The organism is Paenalcaligenes suwonensis (assembly GCF_011290505.1).
In the GTDB taxonomy this organism is placed as follows: Bacteria; Pseudomonadota; Gammaproteobacteria; order Burkholderiales; family Burkholderiaceae_B; genus Paenalcaligenes; species Paenalcaligenes suwonensis.
The window spans coordinates 58,833-77,193 of record NZ_JAANPV010000009.1 but is presented as its reverse complement, the minus strand read 5'-3'; the positions used below and the strand labels follow the sequence as shown (position 1 = coordinate 77,193).

Here is an 18,361-nt window from a genome sequence, read left to right as displayed (position 1 = left end):
CTAGCTCTACGTCTTTTCTGGCTTTCTAGGCAAATACTCTCTAGCGGCGTTTAGGTGTATCCGTAACGCCTCTATACTTATTTCTTCTCTGCGCTCATTTATGTCTTTCAGAATACGGTTAGTTGCGCTATTTCTTTCCGCATAAAAATCATAACCGTATCCACCTCGAGCCATACCTATGATGATTCTGTATAAGGTTTCTTCTTTTCTGCGGTTTATTCCACCTCCACCAGATAATGCTGCCCTTAACTTCTCCACTTCAGCCTTGAGAGCTACGACCTCCTCATCTCGTCTCAACTCCCCTGCATTTTCCGCATTCATCCTGTCAGCCAATAACTCTATATCCTTTGTCTTGAAAAACAGTCCATCTGCCCGCAATAGTTCATAACCGTTCACATTCCACACACAACTATCTGTAACTAACTCTTTTCCTTCCTGATAAGTAATCTTACCCTCTAACTCTAAAACATCAGGAAAGTAACAGTCCCCCCTTCGTGGCAATTCAAGACTGTCACCCAGATCACTTTCAAAAAGTGGACTCAATCGTGAGCATATTTTCTGTAGACCCACTGCCCTCAAACTACCGTTCACTCCACATAACTCACCTGCAACCTCATTTAGAAATCCATATTCGGGAATATCTATAAATTGAAGGTAAGGAAAAAGCTCTTCTCCTATGAAAGAGAGAAACTCACTTCGACCAAGTTCCACACCAGTTAAATAAGCCAAATACTGAATAGCCTCTCTTCCATCTAGATACTCTTTTATCCTGTAATACTTATGCTTCATCCACTACCCGTCCTAGTAGCTGTCCATACGAATAAGTAGCCAGCATCAGAGCGGTGGACTTCCGCCTTTTCGTCCCGTCGGACTAGATGCCAGCGTTAACCGTTACCCTATTTTCTTCACAGGGAAATCAAGTAGGTTCCCCTTGCGTAGCCCATCCAAGTAATCCCCCCACCACTGCATCATCTTTTTGCGCGGTTCAAGATACAGGGCGTGGTTATACGATGCGCTCACCTCATCGCGCTCTTGGTGGGCAAGCTGTAGCTCTATGTGCTCATGAGCAAAACCCTTTTCATGCAGCAACGTTGATGCCACACCTCGGAACCCGTGGCCAGTCATACGGCTTCTATACCCCATACGATACAGGGCATACAGAATGGTGTTATTGCTCATGTGGCCACCTCTACGATTATCCGAAGGGAACACATAGCTATCACTCATGGAAATAGCCTGCAGCCTCTGTATTACCTCTACAGCCTGCTTACTCAAAGGCACCATATGAGGAGTGCGCATTTTCATGCGCTCGGCTGGTATCTCCCATCGATGCGCCTGTAAATCAAACTCTGGCCATTTTGCTTTGATGAGTTCCGACGTGCGCACAAAGGTGAGCGCCATTAACTGCAAAGCAAGCCGTGTATGCTCTTGCCCTTGATACGTATCGATGGCCTGCAATAAAACGGGTAATTCCTTAGAGTCGACACGAGCGTAATTTTGTTTCTTTCTTGGCTTTAATATGTCGCTTGGATTTACGTCACTAACAGGATTACGTTCAGCATAGTCATGTGCCACACCAAAACGCGCTATCTGGCTGCATCGCTGTAACTGTCGCTTGGCCACCTCAGACGCGCCGCGCGCCTCTATTCGCTTCACACAGTCCCGCACTTGTGCTGCTGTTAACTCATCAATCAACACGTTGCCTATAAATGGCAGTATGTTTACCTCTAATCCCCGCCACACAACTCTAGCCGTACTATCAGCCTTATCTGTTTTCCAATGCTCAAACCAGAGTCGCGCCACCGCAGCAAAGCTCTTACGTCCATCAGCTCGTTTTTTCTGCTCTGCTGGGTCTATGCCATCCGCTAAGGTACGTTTGGCGTCCTGATGTGCTTGTCGTGCCGCCTCAAGGGTAATGGTGGGAAACACCCCATATGACAGAGTTTTCCTTTTACCTTGGAATCGATAATCGTATCTCCAGTATTTGCCCATACTATTCACAAGCAAATACAAACCAGACCCATCAGTTAACTTGTACGGCTTACTCTCTGGCTTGGCCTGCCTCACAGCAACAGCGCTAAGTTTAGGACGCATGACGGTATTTTTCCGAGCAATTTATCAGATACCGTCTAAAATACCGTCGCATGACGGTATATGTCAATGCACACTACCGTACATTAACAACCAACAAAAAACCCGCTAACCATTATCTGGCGCGGGTTTTGTTAACTTTAACGCATTTTACCGTATGGCGTTATGGCGGCCCCAACAGGAATCGAACCTGTAATCTTCCCTTCGTACCACTACAGTTTTCACTGCCCTGCATTGCACAGGTTTGTAGTCTGGACTCTATCTTAGCCATAGCACGTTGTGCCGTAGGCTGCGCCTGTCGAGTCTCTACACGTTCCTCTGGCGAGGCTTCGCTCGGTATTGCCGCGTTTGCACAGGGGTTTCACCGAATTTAAGCGCATTCACATCAAGGCTTTCGCCTAGGTGTGCCCAATTTTGTTTAGGAGGGGAAAGTTATATCCATTTAACTATGGAGCCACAGCCCAAAATTATAAAGACATTAGGCTGGTACGGGCAAATGAAAATAGCGTAATCTAACAGATTGCGCAGACAGTCCTACATTTCACCATGTTCGATACCTTTTTACTGATACTTCCCGACTTCCTATTAATTGCTCTGGGTGCTTTGCTACGGCACAAGCTAGGGTTTCAGGGGGAGTTCTTCAGCTATGCCGAAAAGTTGGTGTATTACGTACTGTTTCCCGCCCTATTGTTTTACTCCATCAGCCAAACTTCGTTGCAAGGTGACGAAACACTGTTGTTACTCGCGGCTGTGGTCTGTTTAACCGCTGTAGGCTTTGTAGCGGCGTTACTCGCCAAACCTATTTTGAAGTGCGATGGCTTACAGCATGCTTCGCTACAACAATGCGCTTTTCGCTTTAATACCTACTTAGCCTTGTCGCTCGCCTCGGCACTGGCAGGCCCCACTGGCGTGGCCATCATGGCGGTGTTTGTAGGGTTATCTGTTCCCATTGTGAACGTGTTGGCAGTGCATGCTCTGGCCCGCAACAGTAACCGCAACCCCTACAAAGAGATTCTGGCTAACCCATTAATTATTGCCACAGTGTTGGGGCTGCTGTTTAGCTTGTCGGGCTTGTCTATGCCCACTCCCGTCAACACCGCGCTTAGCCGTTTGGGTGCTTGCGCACTAGCCATTGGTTTACTGTGCGTGGGCGCGACCATTTCCATTAAAGCGCTGCATGGTGCGCAGCGCTTAGTAGGATGGATTATTGCCGTTAAACTGCTGATTTTGCCTATTTCTGCTGTATTTATTAGCAAGCTGTTGGCGTTATCCGCCCTGGAAACACAAATGCTGATTTTGTTTGCCGCGTTACCTACGGCATCGTCAGCACACGTATTAGCCGCTCGTATGGGTGGCAAAGGCGATCTAGTCGCCACCACCATGTCGTTAGGCACACTCTTAGCGGCCATCACCTTGCCGCTATGGATTCAGTTTTCTTTATCATGACATTAGCCATGACAACGGGTGCACCGTGACGTTGGCAATAGCTTGATCCACCTTTGACGCTGATGCGCCAGTAGTCACCCACAGCCAAAAGCTGTGTTTACGCACTCACTTTTTTATTGATTCACATTCCCCATGCGTTTTCTACACTTATTTTCTGAGTTCATTGGCAAAACCTTTGCCATCTGGACCCTACTATTTGCCGTCCTAGGCTTTTTCATACCCGCCACCTTTGTGCCCTTAAAAGACTTAATCGTCTACTTCTTAGGGATCATTATGTTTGGTATGGGTCTGACACTGACCATTAAGGACTTTTCCGAGGTTGTGAAAAAGCCCCTGCAAGTGCTGCTAGGCGTGTGCTCACAGTTTATTATCATGCCGCTGTTGGCTCTGGCACTGGTTAAGCTGTTCAACATTGACCCACTGCTGGCTCTGGGCGTCGTACTGGTGGGCTCTTGCCCCGGTGGTACGTCCAGTAATGTGATTACTTACCTGTCACGTGGTGACGTGGCATTAAGCGTAACCATTACCAGTATTACCACGCTACTGGCCCCGTTCATGACACCGCTATTGCTGAAGCTGCTTGCCGCTGAAAGCATTGACGTGTCGTTCTACGCCATGATGATGTCCATCATTAACTTTGTGATTGTTCCTATCGCACTGGGTTTGGTCGTTCGCATCATCTTGGGCGCACGTGTCGCCATCCTTACCCCTGTACTTCCTATCGTTTCGGTGTTTGGCATTGTGATGATTGTGGCGATTGTGGTGGCACTGAACCAAGCCAGACTTCAAGAAACAGGCTTGCTCATTATTGGTATCGTCATTTTGCACAATAGCTTTGGCTATCTATTTGGCTACATTATTGCTCGCATCATGGGCCTAGGTTTGGCACAGCGTAAAGCTATTTCTATTGAAGTAGGTATGCAAAATAGTGGCTTAGGTGCTGCCTTAGCCAGCAAACACTTTGACCCTATTGTGGCGGTTCCTAGTGCCTTGTTTAGTGTTTGGCATAATATTAGTGGCGCGATTTTGGCCAACTTCTTCGCAAAACTAAACGATAAAAAATAAATCACATCGTAGTCTCGTTAGGCACACGCGATAGCAGGCAGCAATTAGGTACACTTCTTGCTGCACTGCTAGTGCTAACGGAATTCAGTTCTCTCTTTCTTATATAGTCATGACCACACAACCTGCACCTTTGCTTAGTCTTAGCCTGTATGCCGCTGACGAAGCTGTCACCCAGCAACTGGCCGAATGGCTGTCGCCTTTGGTTTGCTCTGCAGACAGTCAAGGCGGCCACGTGCATCTTATTGGTGACCTAGGCGCGGGAAAAACCAGCTTCACTCGAGCATTTTTGCGACACGAAGGTGTAACGGGGCGTATCAAAAGCCCAAGTTACGGCCTAGTAGAAAGCTATAATCTTTCTAGCTTAAAGGCGTATCATCTTGATTTTTATCGTTTTAGCGATAGCCGAGAATGGTTAGATGCTGGTTTTCGTGATATGCTTGAAGAAAATGCTGTTGTGCTCATTGAATGGCCTGATCAAGCGGGGGCCTTGTTACCTACCCCTGACCTGAAAATCACATTTGACTATTGCGAACCGGGCAGGCAGATCACTCTCTCGGCCTACAGCAAGAAGGGGCAATCATGGCTAGAACTGATCAACACAAAAATTCAGAATTTACCTCCCAAAGCATAAATCGCCGACGCTTGCTGGCGTCCGCGTCCTCGCTCGTCTTATTACCCATCATTCCACGTGTTGCCCACGCCAGTGCCATTGTTGCGGTGCGTACTTGGCCGGCTGACGACTACACGCGCGTCACACTGGAAATGGATACCGAGCTCAAGGCCGAGCACTTCACACTAGAAAACCCGCATCGTATGGTGATAGACATTGAAGGTCTCACCATGAACAGTACGCTGCAAGAACTGGTGTCCAAAGTTCGCCCTAATGACCCCTATATTTCTACCATCCGTATCGCGCAAAACCGCGATAACGTGGTGCGTTTGGTGATGGACCTTAAACAGCCTATCGCCCCGCAGTTGTTTACCCTAAAACCGGTTGGTGAATACAAATACCGTTTGGTGGTTGACCTGTACCCACGTGTTGCCGCCGATCCCTTGTTGGCATTGCAGCAGTTCGACGATAACGACCCCTTGGCAGGTGTGCTGGAAAGCTTGGCACAAAACCAACCAGTAGTTCCACCACCGTCGGTACAAGGCCAAGAAATACCGCGTATTGCGCAACCTACCACGCCTCCACCTACGCCTTCCGTACCACGCGTGACACCAACCCCGGGCCGTAATCGCCCCGTGCTGATCGCGCTGGACCCTGGCCATGGCGGTGAAGACCCAGGTGCTATTGGCCCTGGCGGCACTAGAGAAAAAGACGTGGTACTGCAAATAGCGCAGCGCTTAAAACGGTTGATTGATAGCCAGCCCAATATGCGTGCCTACCTCACCCGCGACAGAGACTTCTTCGTCCCGCTAGGCGTGCGTGTACAAAAAGCACGCCGCGTCAAAGCCGACTTATTTATCTCTATACATGCTGATGCGTGGATTAAACCGTCGGCACGCGGCTCGTCTATTTATGCGTTGTCCCAAAACGGAGCAACCAGTACAGCAGCTCGCTGGTTGGCCGACAAAGAAAACCAAGCCGACTTAGTGGGTGGCGTCAATATTGGTGGGCAAAGTCGCCAAGTGGCTGAAGTGCTGCTGGACTTATCTACCTCTGCCCAAATTAACGACTCTGTGCGCGTAGGCTCGGGCATTCTTTCCGAAATTGGCAAAATCAACCAATTGCACAAACGTCAGGTAGAGCGTGCGGGCTTTGCCGTGCTAAAAGCCCCCGACATTCCCTCTATTCTGATCGAAACTGCTTTTATCAGTAACCCGAACGAAGAACGCTTACTGCGCAGTGCAGGCCATCAAGATAAATTAGCTCAGGCCATGCTGTCCGGCATCAATGACTATTTTTCTTCTGGCGTCGCCTTGGCTAACCACGGCTAACCTTTTTGCCTACCATCGGAGATCACCATGAGCACTGACCCCGTTCAACCGCAGAACACACCTCCTAACCCTAACGACTTGATCAACGCCTGGAAATCACAATTGAAACCCGGTTGGTTAATGGGCTTGGGTGCCGCTTTTGTCATCTTGGGGCTGATTGCTTTCATCTATGTGGTGGGTGCTACCTTGGCCAGCGTATTGTTCATCGGTGTGCTGATGGCTATTGGTGGTGCTCTGCAAATTGTGCACGCATGGAGCTGCAAAAACTGGCGCTCCTTTCTATTCTGGTCACTCAGCGGTTTGCTGTATCTAATTGCTGGTGTCATTGCTATTTTGAATCCACTGGTAGGCGCAGAGATCCTCACCTTGGTGTTTGGTGCTTCGCTGATTGCATCGGGCTTTTTCCGCTTATGGGTATGGCTGCAGAACCGTACACAAACAGGCGGCGGCTGGATTGCATGGTCAGGCTTAATGACCTTAGTCGTAGGGCTGATTATCGCCGCTGGTTGGCCTACCAATAGCTTGTGGGTACTGGGTTTAATTCTGTCCGTAGACTTGCTGTTCCAAGGCTGGAGCATGCTGCTACTGGGCATGGCACTAAAACGCCAATAAACCACATACCGCTATAAACAATTTGCCCCCACTGCTGGCTAGTAGTGGGGGCAAATGCTTTTAGACAATCGCTGTTAACGCCGTGTAGTAGACCGCTTTATTTCTGCTGTTTCTCGGCACCACGTCGTACGAGTTTCCAGATTAAACCACCCGCAACCGGCACGGCTGCAGCGCTAATACCTATGAGTACAATGGTGTTTAGGTGATCTTTGATAATGGGCACATTGCCAAAGAAATAGCCTGCCGTAATCAAACCCACAATCCACAAAAACGCGCCCAGCGCATTGTAAAGCTGGAACAAGGCTTGATTCATACTGCCCACGCCCGCGACAAATGGAGCAAAGGTTCTGAAGACGGGCAAGAAGCGCGACATCACCAAGGTTTTACCACCATGTTTAGCGTAAAAGGCTTGCGTTTTCACCAGCGCTTTACGATCCAGAAAACGAGACTCTGTCGTAAACACTTTAGGGCCAATGTAGCGCCCTATGTAGTAGTTAACGGTATTGCCTAGAATGGCTGCCACCAACAACAACGCCCCTAACGCCACTGGATCTAACATGCCCGAAGCACCAAACGCCCCCGCAATAAACAGCAAGGAATCACCGGGCAGGAAAGGGAAAACCACCAAACCTGTTTCAGCAAATATAATAAGGAACAGGATCAGGTAAATCCAAGCACCGTATTGCTCTACCCAGAGCCCTAGTGTTTGATCTATCTGCAAAAGCATTGTCAGTATTTCAGGCATACATCGTTATCCAGCGTCGTACTATATTTTGGGAAAACCAGACTATACAACACGTTAACGCCAAAATGCCCTTCCCTCACTACAAATTACAGAATATGCCAGTTCGTCACGCTATCGCCGCCCTGCCAGATCTGTTGGTCAGTCAAATTGCCGCAGGTGAAGTCATTGAGCGCCCAGCCTCCGTACTTAAAGAGTTACTGGAAAACGCATTGGATGCCGGTGCCAGCAACATTGAAGTTCGTTTAGAGGGGGGTGGCATACGCCGCATTGCGGTAACCGATGACGGCCATGGTATCCCCCCTGAAGAGCTAGCCTTAGCCTTTACACGCCACGCCACCAGTAAAATCCGCTCGCTCTCTGAGCTAGAAGCGGTAGCCTCCATGGGCTTTAGGGGTGAGGCCTTAGCCTCTATTGCCTCGGTTGCCCGTACTGCACTACGCTCACGCACGGCAGACGCTGCCCACGCATGGGAGCTAGAAGGCCAAAACCAGCAGCACCCCGAAGCGGCCAGCGGCAATCCTGGCACCACCGTAGATGTGCGCCAGTTGTTTGACCATATTCCTGCCCGCCGCAAATTTCTGCGTACAGAAAACACCGAGTATGGCCACTGCGTCACCGCCTTAGAACGCATTGCCTTAGCACGCCCCGATATAGGCTTTAGGCTTTTTCATAATGACAAAGCCACGCGTCATTGGCGCAGCGGCTCTATAGAACAACGCATTTTGGATGTATTGGGCGAAGAGTTTGTGAGCCAAAGCATCAACATAGGCCAAACCCAAGGCTTGATTTCACTGCATGGCCTCATCATCCGCCCAGCCCATGCTCGCAGTCGTACCGACCAACAGTTTTTGTATGTGAACGGTCGCTTTATACGCGACAGGCTCGTCAGCAGCGCCATTCGCCAAGCCTACTCCGATGTGTTGCACGGTGATAGGCAGCCCGCTTACGCCCTGTATTTAAACGTGGACCCCAACACGGTGGACGTGAACGTACACCCCGCCAAACATGAGGTACGTTTTAGAGAATCAGGAGCCGTCTACAAATTTATTGTGCAAACGCTTAATGCTGAACTGGCTCAAAGCCAAGCTGAGCATCAAAGCACTGCTCCAGATAGCAGCGCATCGGTCATGTCTTTTCCGGCGGCATCGCCCTCCTACCCTGCTGGCGGGATGTCTAGCACTACACCTAGTGCACCGCTGCAACCCAGCTACCGTCACCAAGGCCGCTTTGATTTGCAGTCCAGCCCAGCACCTGCCGGTGAGCAGTGGCAAAAGCTGTATGCCCCGCTACCAGAGGCTCAAGCCCCTGCAGCGTTTTCTGAACCTACCTCGGCTGGCGCTACCTTACCTGCATCAGAACCCGGCTCTGCCGCTGAAGAACTGCCCTTGGGCATAGCGATAGCGCAATTGCACGGCATTTATATACTGTCGCAAACACAGCATGGCATGATCTTGGTAGACATGCATGCGGCGCATGAGCGCGTGGTGTACGAACAATTAAAACAAGCGATGGATGCCCGCGACTTACCCTGCCAAGAATTGCTAGTCCCGGTAGTCTTTCAAGCGTCGGAAACCGACTTAGCGCTGGTGGAGAACCATCAAGAATCACTACTAGAGCTGGGCTTAAAAATTAACCCTGCAGGCCCTACCGCATTGGCTGTGCGTGCCGTACCAGCACTGCTCGCCCGAGGTGATATCGAAGCCCTAGCCCGCCATGTGCTGCAAGACTTGAACAACATTGGCAGTTCGGCTCAGCTCACACAGCAACGCAACGAACTACTTGCCACCATGGCATGCCACGGCGCTATACGCGCCAACAGGCGTCTTACCTTAGATGAAATGAACGCACTATTGCGCCGTATGGAAAATACAGACCGAGCTGATCTGTGTAACCACGGCCGCCCCACTTGGTTTTACTGGTCCATCGCTGATTTGGACAAACTTTTCTTGCGCGGACAATAAAGCATGACTCGCCACACCTCTAACCTGCCAGTGATTTGCCTGACAGGCCCTACCGCTGCAGGGAAAAGTGCCTCTACTCTAGCCTTAGCAAAACGCTGGCCTATAGAAATCATCGTGATGGATTCGGCCACTATCTACCAAGGTATGGATATAGGTACGGCCAAACCCAGTGCCGACGAACAAGCGCTGGTGCCACACCACTTGCTAGATATACGCGACCCCGCACAAAGCTATTCAGCGGCTGAGTTTGCGTCGGATGCCACTCAACTCATACACAACATTTGGCAACGTGGCCGCTACCCGCTGCTGTGTGGCGGTACCATGCTGTATTACAAAGCCTTGCGTGAAGGGCTTAATAACCTGCCCTCCTCCAACCCAGAAATACGCGCACGCTTAGACGAACAAGCGGCACAGCTAGGTTGGCCTGCTATGCACCAATTGCTGGCCGAATACGACCCCATCACCGCCGCACGCTTGGCCCCTAATGATAGCCAACGCATACAACGTGCCATGGAGATCTATGAGATCAGCGGGAAACCCATGAGTGCGTGGCTACAAGAACAAGAGCGGCAAAAACCTAGCATCCCATTTCACACCCTAAGCCTAGAACCCTCGGACCGCGCATGGCTGCATGCGCAGATTGCATTGCGCTACCGACAAATGATTGATGCAGGACTACTGGCCGAAGTACAGGCCCTGTATGCACGCCCAGACCTCAACCCTACGCTACCGTCTATTCGTTGCGTGGGTTACAGACAGTTGTGGTCGCATTTGGATGGCGAGTGCTCACAAGACGAGGCCATAGAAAAAGCCATTGCTGCCACTAGACAGCTCGCCAAACGACAATTGACGTGGCTGCGTAGTGACCCGCAACGGCTTAGTATGGACTGCTTAAATCCGCACAAAGCGGATGCAGTGGTGGACGCAGCAGCACAAGTCTGGCCCACCACTTAAGGCTTACACCATCAGCACTTGTGGCTGATCTGCAACCCTTTCTACGATCTCGCCTAAGCGGTACACGGTCTCTCCCTGTTCGCTTAGGTGCGCAGCAACCACGTCAGCCTGGTCAGCAGGCACTACCACTACCATACCGATACCGCAGTTGAACACGCGCCACATTTCTTCGTCGGCCACGCCGCCGTTTTCTTGCAACCACTGGAACAGTGCTGGCATTTCCCAAGCATCGCGCTGAATGCGTGCTGCCGTGTTTTTAGGCAATACACGTGGAATGTTTTCCAACAAGCCACCGCCGGTAATGTGCGCCATACCTTTGATGGACTCACGGTGAGCGGCCAATGCGGACAACATAGATTTCACGTACAAACGTGTAGGCTCCATCACCACGTCAGCCAATGGGCGGCCATCCAACATATCAGTAGGCTTCGCATTCGCGTGACTGATGATCTTACGGATCAACGAGAAACCGTTAGAGTGCGCGCCGCTAGAGGCCAAACCCAACACCACATCACCAGCACCAATGTTCTGACCAGAGATGATGTGTGACTTTTCCACAGCACCCACAGCAAAACCAGCCAAATCGTACTCGCCTTCTGGGTACATACCTGGCATTTCAGCGGTTTCACCACCAATCAATGCACAACCGGACAGCTCACAGCCCTTCGCAATACCTGCTACAACTTGTGCAGCAGTATCTACTGACAAAGTTCCACACGCAAAGTAATCCAGAAAGTACAATGGCTCTGCACCTTGAACCAGAATATCATTAACACTCATGGCGACTAGGTCTATACCAACGGTATCGTGCCGTTGCCAATCAAAGGCCAAACGTAATTTGGTGCCGACGCCATCAGTGCCGGAAACCAATACGGGCTCTTTGAGATGTTTAGGTACCTCGAACAGGGCACCGAAGCCGCCAATACCTGCCATGACGCCAGGGCGCATGGTTCTAGCGGCTAAAGGTTTGATGCGATCAACAAGGGCATCCCCTGCGTCAATGTCTACCCCTGCATCGCGGTAGGTTAATGATACGGATTGATTGTTTGTCATGAGAAAAGCCGTGGGATATGTAAGAATTACAGGTTGGATGAGATTGTACGACACATGAACCAACAACTGATTCTGGATATTTCTCCAACCCCTACTCCAACACTGGATAACTTTGTTATCGGTTCCAATCAGGAAGTGCTAAACGCCCTGATGCAGTGTCAGTCTGGTCGCGCCATTTATCTATATGGTGCGCCTGGTGTTGGTCGTACGCATTTGCTGCAAGCCATGGCTGCGCGTCATCACGGAGTCTATTTTAGTGCTTCTGATTCTATTGCGCAGCTAAAGAAGCTAATCTCGGCCGAATCGTTCACCCAGCCGCTCGTTGCTATTGACAATATCGAACAATTCAGCGCGGCAGGACAAGCTGCAATATTTGCTCTGTACAATCGCTGGCGCGAGTGTGCAGCATCTAGCCAAGCCTTTATTATCCTAGTTTCCGGCGAATTTGCACCATTGGTTACAAAGGTGCGCGAAGATTTGCGTACGAGGCTAGGTTGGGATTTGGTCTTCCGATTACAACACTTATCGGATGCCGAGCGCGAAGAAGCGCTGCGCACCCGTGCTTTAGAAAAAAGCCTGCACCTGACCCCAGAGGTCATGCATTGGGTATTAACCCATTATGAACGCGATATGGGCCAACTCATCAACCTGATTGATGCACTGGACCGTTATTCCCTGACACGCAAGCGGCACATTACCTTGCCCTTGCTTCGAGACTTATTGGCCGAAGGCCTTCTTTCTGTTTGAGTAGCTATGAATACCCCAACTAATCTGGCACTTTTCGATCTGGACCACACTCTGCTTCCTTTGGACAGCGACTATCAATGGGCTGAGTTCTTGGCGCGCACTGGACGTGCAGGAGACCCCGAAGAAGCCAGACGTAAAAACGAAGATCTTATGGATCGCTACAATCAAGGCAACCTGACGGCGGAAGAATCCGCCGAATTCATGTTGGGCTTGTTAAGCAACACACCACGTCAAGAATTACTCACATGGCAAGCAGAGTTCATGGAAGAAGTGATTCTGCCATCCATCAAACCTGCTGCTGTGGATTTAGTGCGCTATCACCAACAACAAGGCCATTTGTGCGCTATTGTGACTGCCACCAACGAGTTTGTGACTACACCCATCGCCAAAGCCTTGGGCATTGAACACTTGATCGCTACCTTGGCTGAAGAACGTGACGGCATCTATACCGGTAAATTAACCGGCGTACCCAGCTTCCGTGAAGGTAAAATTACCCGTGTGGACCAATGGTTACACGAGTTGGGATTGCAACGTAATAACTTTGATCGTATCTGGTTCTACAGCGACTCCAGCAATGACTTGCCCCTGATGGAACTGGTTTCTGATCCTGTTGCGACTAACCCCGGTGATAGCCTACGACGTACCGCTACTGAGCGTGATTGGGCCGTGCTGGATCTATTCGCACAGCTAATGGATGAAAAATCCTAATCAACACTCATGCTAAAACGAACAATAAAAACTTTCGTCGCGCGCTTATTCGCCGCCCCTGCTAAGGGGCCTAAACGTCTGGCTCAATCCCAACACGGGATTGACCCGGACTTGGTTTCTCGCCATGCCTTCAAGGTATGCGAGGTACTGCAACAACATGGCTATGAAGCCTATGTGGTGGGCGGTGCTGTGCGCGACTTGATTGCTGGGTTAGAACCCAAAGACTTTGATGTGGCGACCAACGCCACACCCGAGCAAATACGCCCCTTGTTTAGGCGCGCCCGCATTATTGGCAAACGCTTCAAACTGGTACACGTGGTATTTGGTCGTGAGATTATCGAGACCTCTACGTTTAGAGCCGGAGACAGCCAAAAGCAGCAAACCGATGCCCATGGCCGTATCTTGCGCGACAACGAATACGGCGAGTTACTAGACGATGTAAACCGTCGTGACTTCACCTTAAATGCGCTGTACTACGACCCCATCACTGAAGAAGTGATTGATTACCACAACGGCGTAGAAGACCTGAAAAACCGTGTAGTGCGCATGATAGGCGACCCCGACACCCGTTACCGCGAAGACCCGGTGCGTATGTTGCGTGCGCTGCGTTTTGCTGCCAAGTTAAACGCTACGATCGAACCACAAACGCATCAACCCATTCAAAAACTGGCTTCGCTCATTACCAACGTGCCAGAGTCCAGACTGTTTGATGAGTTGTTGAAGCTACTGGAATGCGGTCATGCCCTGAAGTGCTTAGAGCAGTTACAACAAGAAGCCCTAGTGCCCTACTTGTTGCCCTTTCTGGAGCACAGCTTGTCCGACCCCGAGCAACGTCTATTCTTAGAGATCGCTCTGGCTCGTACCGACAGCCGCGTTCGCAGTGGTCGCAGCACCAGCCCAAGCTTTGTGTTTGCGGCATTGCTATGGAAAACCGTACAAGAACAGTGGGCCAAACGCATCAAAGCGGGTTCACCACCCGTACAAGCGTTGTCAGAAGCTAGCGACATCGTGATTGACGCACAAAGCAGCGTACTGCCTATACAACGTCGTTACCAAGGTGACATGCGTGAGATTTGGTTTATGCAGCCGCGTTTTGAGCGCGTCAATAACCGTGCTATCTGGCGCATGATCGAACTGCCTCGCTTCCGTGCTGCCGTAGACTTTCTGCAATTGCGTGCTGAAGCCAAGGAAGTTGACAGCCTGATGGCGCAATGGTGGATGGATCTGGCCGACAGTGACAGCACTGAAACACGAGCAGCAATGATTGAGGCCCGCCCGACTGCACCACGTAGCAGCACTAGCTCTCGTCGCAGACGCGCCCCACGTAAACGCATCAAAAACACCATCTCGCAGGACAGCACCAATGAGTAAAACCCTTGCTTATATTGCCCTAGGCGCTAATTTGGGCGACCCCATCGGCATGCTGCTTGATGTCATTGATGAGCTGCGTGAGCTACCGGGTTGTTCTAATCTGGAAAGCTCTGGCTTTTACCGCACCGCACCTTTTGAGGCCACTGGCCCTGATTTCATTAACGCGGTCGTCAGCCTACACACCACGTTGAGCCCACTAGAGCTACTACACGCACTACAGGCCCTAGAAAACAAGCATGGTCGCGTACGTACTGAGCACAATGGCCCACGTACATTAGACTTAGACTTGTTGGTATTTGGCGATACGCAGATGGACACGCCAGAACTGACTCTACCGCATCCTAGAATGCACCAACGTGCGTTTGTTCTGTATCCGTTGGCTGACTTAGCACCTACGCTGAAGTTAGCTCAAGGTTCTGTTCAAGACTTGCTGCCTAGTGTGGCGGATCAAGGGATTGAAGCCTTAGATATGGGGTTTGATGACGAGGACGACGAGTAATCTGTTCGTCTACCTCTATGCTGACAAAGCCCTGGTGTATTGCTGGGGCTTTGTTGTTTCTAACGACCGCTTTCATCGCACACGCTGGGGGACTGCGGAAGTTCTGATACTGAGAGGTTTACTGCCCTTTCTTGTGTAGTAATGGGGATTGTCCAGCGGTGTTTCTATGTCCGAATAGAGCCAAACGGCGGCAATAAAAACTCACAGCGCACCATCATTAGTAGTAATGGATAGGTGATTACGGGGGCTTGTTCACGGTACGATTGCCGTTGCTTCTCATAATGCTCTTGTCAGAAGTACGAGTTTTTACAGCAGCAACCAACGCGAAAACCTTTGCAAGCGCTGAAGGAAAGGATGGGAAAGTATTTTTTTATTTGGTGTCTCAAATAAAAAAATACTTTCGCAGCCTTAGGCAACGGCAGACAGTAATTGATGAGTGGGCTTTTTCTACCTCTCACCTTTACACAATACGAACCACCCATAAAAAAAACACCCTAGCATTACGCACAGGGTGTTTTCAGAAGGATGACGTGTTTCCACACCCATCCTTTATAGCCACAACACGTACTTACACAGGAACCACTGGGATCTCTGCAATACGTTTGCGCCAGACTTCAGGGCCTGTTTTGTGCACTGATGTACCTTGGGAGTCCACCGCCACAGTCACTGGCATGTCTTTGACTTCAAACTCGTAGATGGCTTCCATACCCAAGTCCTCAAAGCCTACGACGCGTGCTTCGCGAATTGCTTTGGACACCAAGTACGCCGCACCACCCACTGCCATCAAGTACGCAGAACCATGTTTACGAATGGCTTCAATCGCCACTGGGCCACGCTCGGCTTTACCAATCATGGACAGCAAGCCGGTTTGCTCCAGCATCATGTCGGTAAAGCTATCCATACGAGTTGCAGTCGTTGGGCCTGCTGGGCCAACAGCTTCGTCGCGAACTGGGTCAACTGGGCCTACGTAGTAAATCACACGGTTAGTGAAATCCACGGGCAGTTTTTCGCCTTTGGCCAACATGTCTTGAATGCGTTTGTGTGCAGCATCGCGACCGGTCAACATTTTGCCGGACAGCAACAAGGTTTCACCGGGTTTCCAGCTAGCGACTTCTTCTTTAGTCAGCGTATCTAGGTTTACTTGTTTAGACTTGTTGTAGTCTGGTGCCCAATGCACGTCTGGCCATAAATCTAACGATGGAGCTTGCAAGTGTGCAGTGCCTGAACCGTCCAGCACAAAGTGCGCGTGACGGGTGGCGGCACAGTTAGGAATCATGGCTACCGGTTTAGAGGCAGCGTGCGTTGGGTAGGTGTTGATTTTCACATCCAACACAGTCGTCAAACCACCCAAGCCTTGTGCGCCAATACCCAAAGCATTCACTTTTTCGTACAGCTCAATACGCAGCTCTTCCAGCTTGTTTTGTGGGCCGCGTTGCAGCAGTTCGTACATATCGATGTCTTCCATCAAGGACTGCTTGGCCATCAGCATCGCTTTTTCAGCGGTACCGCCAACCCCAATCCCCAACATACCGGGAGGACACCAACCCGCACCCATTTCTGGCACCATGCGCAGTACCCAATCCACCAAGGATTCGCTAGGGTTCAACATGGCAAATTTAGTTTTATTCTCGGAACCACCGCCTTTGGCTGCCACTTGTACATCCACTGTAGAACCAGGCACCAGCTCTACAGAGACAATACAGGGCGTATTGTCACGGGTGTTTTTACGAGTAAACAATGGATCAGACAGTACTGATGCACGTAAACGATTATCCGGGTTCAAGTAACCTTGGCGCACCCCTTCATCACAGGCTTCTTGCAAACTGCCTTTGATGTCAAAACGCACGTCCATACCTACTTTCAGAAACACGTTAACAATACCGGTGTCCTGACAAATAGGGCGGTGACCTTCTGCACACATGCGCGAGTTGGTCAAAATTTGTGCAATGGCGTCTTTAGCTGCTGGGCTTTCTTCACGCTCATAGGCGCGTGCCAAATGCTGGATGTAATCGGCAGGGTGGTAATAACTGATGAACTGTACGGCATCAGCGATGGACTGAATTAAGTCCTGTTCTTTGATAATCGTTGTCATATGCTGGTCTTCTGTTCAAATAAAAGCCAAAACGTCGTGATCCAGCTATTGTACTTGTCCTGCCCCGTCTCGCGTAGAACAAACACAGTCTCTGCCCCGTCATGACTCAAAACCAGCTAAAATGGAAGAATTTTGGCAGTACATCGAACCATAGTCTCTATACCCTATGCTTACTTTCCAGCAACTGATTCTTACGCTTCAACAGTATTGGGATAAACAAGGCTGCGCTTTGCTACAACCCATTGACCTTGAAGTCGGCGCAGGCACTTCCCATACTGCAACCTTTTTACGCGCTATTGGCCCCGAGCCATGGAGCGCTGCGTACGTGCAGCCTTCACGCCGCCCCGGCGATGGTCGTTACGGCGAGAACCCCAACAGGCTGCAACACTACTACCAATACCAAGTAGTACTAAAACCTGCCCCTGAGAACATTGTGGATCTGTACATAGGCTCGTTGCAGGCTTTGGGCATAGACCCAAAACAGCACGACATCCGCTTTGTGGAAGACGACTGGGAAAACCCAACCTTAGGTGCATGGGGCTTGGGCTGGGAAGTATGGCTAAATGGTATGGAAGTCACCCAATTCACCTACTTCCAACAAGTGGGCGGTTTGGACTGTGTACCAGCGACTGGCGAGATCACTTACGGTCTAGAACGCCTAGCGATGTACATTCAAGGCGTAGAAAGTGTGTACGACTTGGTGTGGACACGTGATGCCCACGGTCGCACGGTGTATTACCGCGACATCTACCACCAAAACGAGGTAGAGCAGTCCACCTACAACTTCGAGCACTCTAACGCTGCGATCTTGTTCCAACACTTCCAAGACTACGAAAGTGAAGCCAAACGCCTGATCGAAATCGATCTGGCTCTGCCTGCTTACGAACAAACGCTAAAAGCCGCACACACCTTCAACCTGCTGGATGCCCGTGGCGCCATCAGCGTGACTGAACGTGCTGCTTACATTGGCCGTATCCGCAACCTGTCTCGCGGTGTGGCACAAGCCTACTATGACTCACGTGAACGCCTTGGTTTCCCTATGCTTCCTAGTAACGCTGCGGAGACCAACTAAATGA

Annotated in this window: 17 protein-coding genes; 12 read left to right on the top strand and 5 right to left on the bottom strand. The window is 50.4% G+C overall.

The features are described 5' to 3' along the window. Positions 1–6 precede the first annotated feature (6 nt). Both GY634_RS13780 and GY634_RS13775 read right to left on the bottom strand, forming a co-directional pair. Positions 7–789 (bottom strand): hypothetical protein, encoded by a 783-nt coding sequence (locus tag GY634_RS13780; RefSeq protein WP_166409313.1) that lies wholly within the window; start codon positions 787–789, stop codon positions 7–9. A gap of 102 nt (positions 790–891) precedes the next feature. After that, entirely contained in the window at positions 892–2,094 is a 1,203-nt protein-coding gene (locus tag GY634_RS13775; protein ID WP_166409312.1) for a tyrosine-type recombinase/integrase, read from the bottom strand. Between the two features lie 543 nt (positions 2,095–2,637). On the opposite strand from GY634_RS13775, the gene GY634_RS13770 reads away from it, so the two are divergent. The 5 genes from GY634_RS13770 (at position 2,638) to GY634_RS13750 (ending at position 7,155) form a co-directional block, all read left to right on the top strand. Continuing rightward, positions 2,638–3,537, top strand: a complete 900-nt coding sequence (locus GY634_RS13770) for an AEC family transporter (RefSeq protein WP_166409311.1) — start codon at positions 2,638–2,640, stop codon at positions 3,535–3,537. 132 nt (positions 3,538–3,669) lie between these two features. After that, entirely contained in the window at positions 3,670–4,602 is a 933-nt protein-coding gene (locus tag GY634_RS13765) for a bile acid:sodium symporter family protein (RefSeq protein WP_166409310.1), read from the top strand. A gap of 109 nt (positions 4,603–4,711) precedes the next feature. Next, entirely contained in the window at positions 4,712–5,233 is a 522-nt protein-coding gene (gene tsaE, locus GY634_RS13760) for a tRNA (adenosine(37)-N6)-threonylcarbamoyltransferase complex ATPase subunit type 1 TsaE (RefSeq protein ID WP_166409309.1), read from the top strand. After that, on the top strand, positions 5,182–6,543 hold the full coding sequence (locus GY634_RS13755) for an N-acetylmuramoyl-L-alanine amidase (RefSeq protein WP_166409308.1): 1,362 nt from the start codon (positions 5,182–5,184) through the stop codon (positions 6,541–6,543). Before tsaE ends, GY634_RS13755 begins: the two co-directional genes overlap by 52 nt. Before the next feature lie 27 nt (positions 6,544–6,570). Continuing rightward, complete coding sequence (locus tag GY634_RS13750) at positions 6,571–7,155, top strand: HdeD family acid-resistance protein (protein ID WP_166409307.1); 585 nt, start codon at positions 6,571–6,573, stop codon at positions 7,153–7,155. A gap of 97 nt (positions 7,156–7,252) precedes the next feature. Here GY634_RS13750 and GY634_RS13745 read toward each other — a convergent pair whose 3' ends face one another. Then, a complete protein-coding gene (locus GY634_RS13745) occupies positions 7,253–7,900 on the bottom strand; it encodes a VTT domain-containing protein (RefSeq protein ID WP_207625611.1) in 648 nt (215 codons plus the stop codon). A gap of 95 nt (positions 7,901–7,995) precedes the next feature. Between GY634_RS13745 and mutL the strand changes: the two genes are divergently transcribed. Continuing rightward, positions 7,996–9,861: a DNA mismatch repair endonuclease MutL gene (gene mutL / locus GY634_RS13740; protein ID WP_166409306.1), complete on the top strand. Its 1,866-nt coding sequence runs from the start codon at positions 7,996–7,998 to the stop codon at positions 9,859–9,861. 3 nt (positions 9,862–9,864) lie between these two features. Continuing rightward, positions 9,865–10,815 carry a tRNA (adenosine(37)-N6)-dimethylallyltransferase MiaA gene (gene miaA, locus GY634_RS13735; RefSeq protein ID WP_166409305.1) on the top strand — a complete coding sequence of 317 codons (951 nt, stop codon included), beginning with the start codon at positions 9,865–9,867 and terminating at the stop codon, positions 10,813–10,815. Positions 10,816–10,818: 3 nt separating this feature from the next. Here the strand turns inward: miaA and purM are convergent, their stop codons facing one another. After that, the gene (gene purM / locus GY634_RS13730) at positions 10,819–11,868 is read right to left on the bottom strand and encodes a phosphoribosylformylglycinamidine cyclo-ligase (RefSeq protein WP_166409304.1); all 1,050 of its coding nucleotides are present in this window, start codon (positions 11,866–11,868) and stop codon (positions 10,819–10,821) included. 54 nt (positions 11,869–11,922) lie between these two features. Between purM and hda the strand changes: the two genes are divergently transcribed. From hda to folK, 4 genes are read left to right on the top strand one after another with little or no spacing between them, the layout of a single operon-like run. Further along, a complete protein-coding gene (gene hda, locus GY634_RS13725; protein ID WP_166409303.1) occupies positions 11,923–12,615 on the top strand; it encodes a DnaA regulatory inactivator Hda in 693 nt (230 codons plus the stop codon). 6 nt (positions 12,616–12,621) lie between these two features. Next, positions 12,622–13,323: an HAD family hydrolase gene (locus GY634_RS13720; protein ID WP_166409302.1), complete on the top strand. Its 702-nt coding sequence runs from the start codon at positions 12,622–12,624 to the stop codon at positions 13,321–13,323. 9 nt (positions 13,324–13,332) lie between these two features. Further along, the gene (pcnB, locus tag GY634_RS13715; RefSeq protein WP_166409301.1) at positions 13,333–14,694 is read left to right on the top strand and encodes a polynucleotide adenylyltransferase PcnB; all 1,362 of its coding nucleotides are present in this window, start codon (positions 13,333–13,335) and stop codon (positions 14,692–14,694) included. Further along, the gene (gene folK / locus GY634_RS13710) at positions 14,687–15,193 is read left to right on the top strand and encodes a 2-amino-4-hydroxy-6-hydroxymethyldihydropteridine diphosphokinase (protein WP_166409300.1); all 507 of its coding nucleotides are present in this window, start codon (positions 14,687–14,689) and stop codon (positions 15,191–15,193) included. Before pcnB ends, folK begins: the two co-directional genes overlap by 8 nt. Before the next feature lie 568 nt (positions 15,194–15,761). On the opposite strand, the gene GY634_RS13705 is transcribed toward folK, so the two are convergent. Further along, complete coding sequence (locus tag GY634_RS13705) at positions 15,762–17,285, bottom strand: fumarate hydratase (protein WP_166409299.1); 1,524 nt, start codon at positions 17,283–17,285, stop codon at positions 15,762–15,764. 166 nt (positions 17,286–17,451) lie between these two features. Here GY634_RS13705 and glyQ point away from each other — a divergent pair, with 166 nt between their 5' ends. Further along, positions 17,452–18,357: a glycine--tRNA ligase subunit alpha gene (glyQ, locus tag GY634_RS13700; RefSeq protein ID WP_166409298.1), complete on the top strand. Its 906-nt coding sequence runs from the start codon at positions 17,452–17,454 to the stop codon at positions 18,355–18,357. Positions 18,358–18,361: the final 4 nt, after the last annotated feature.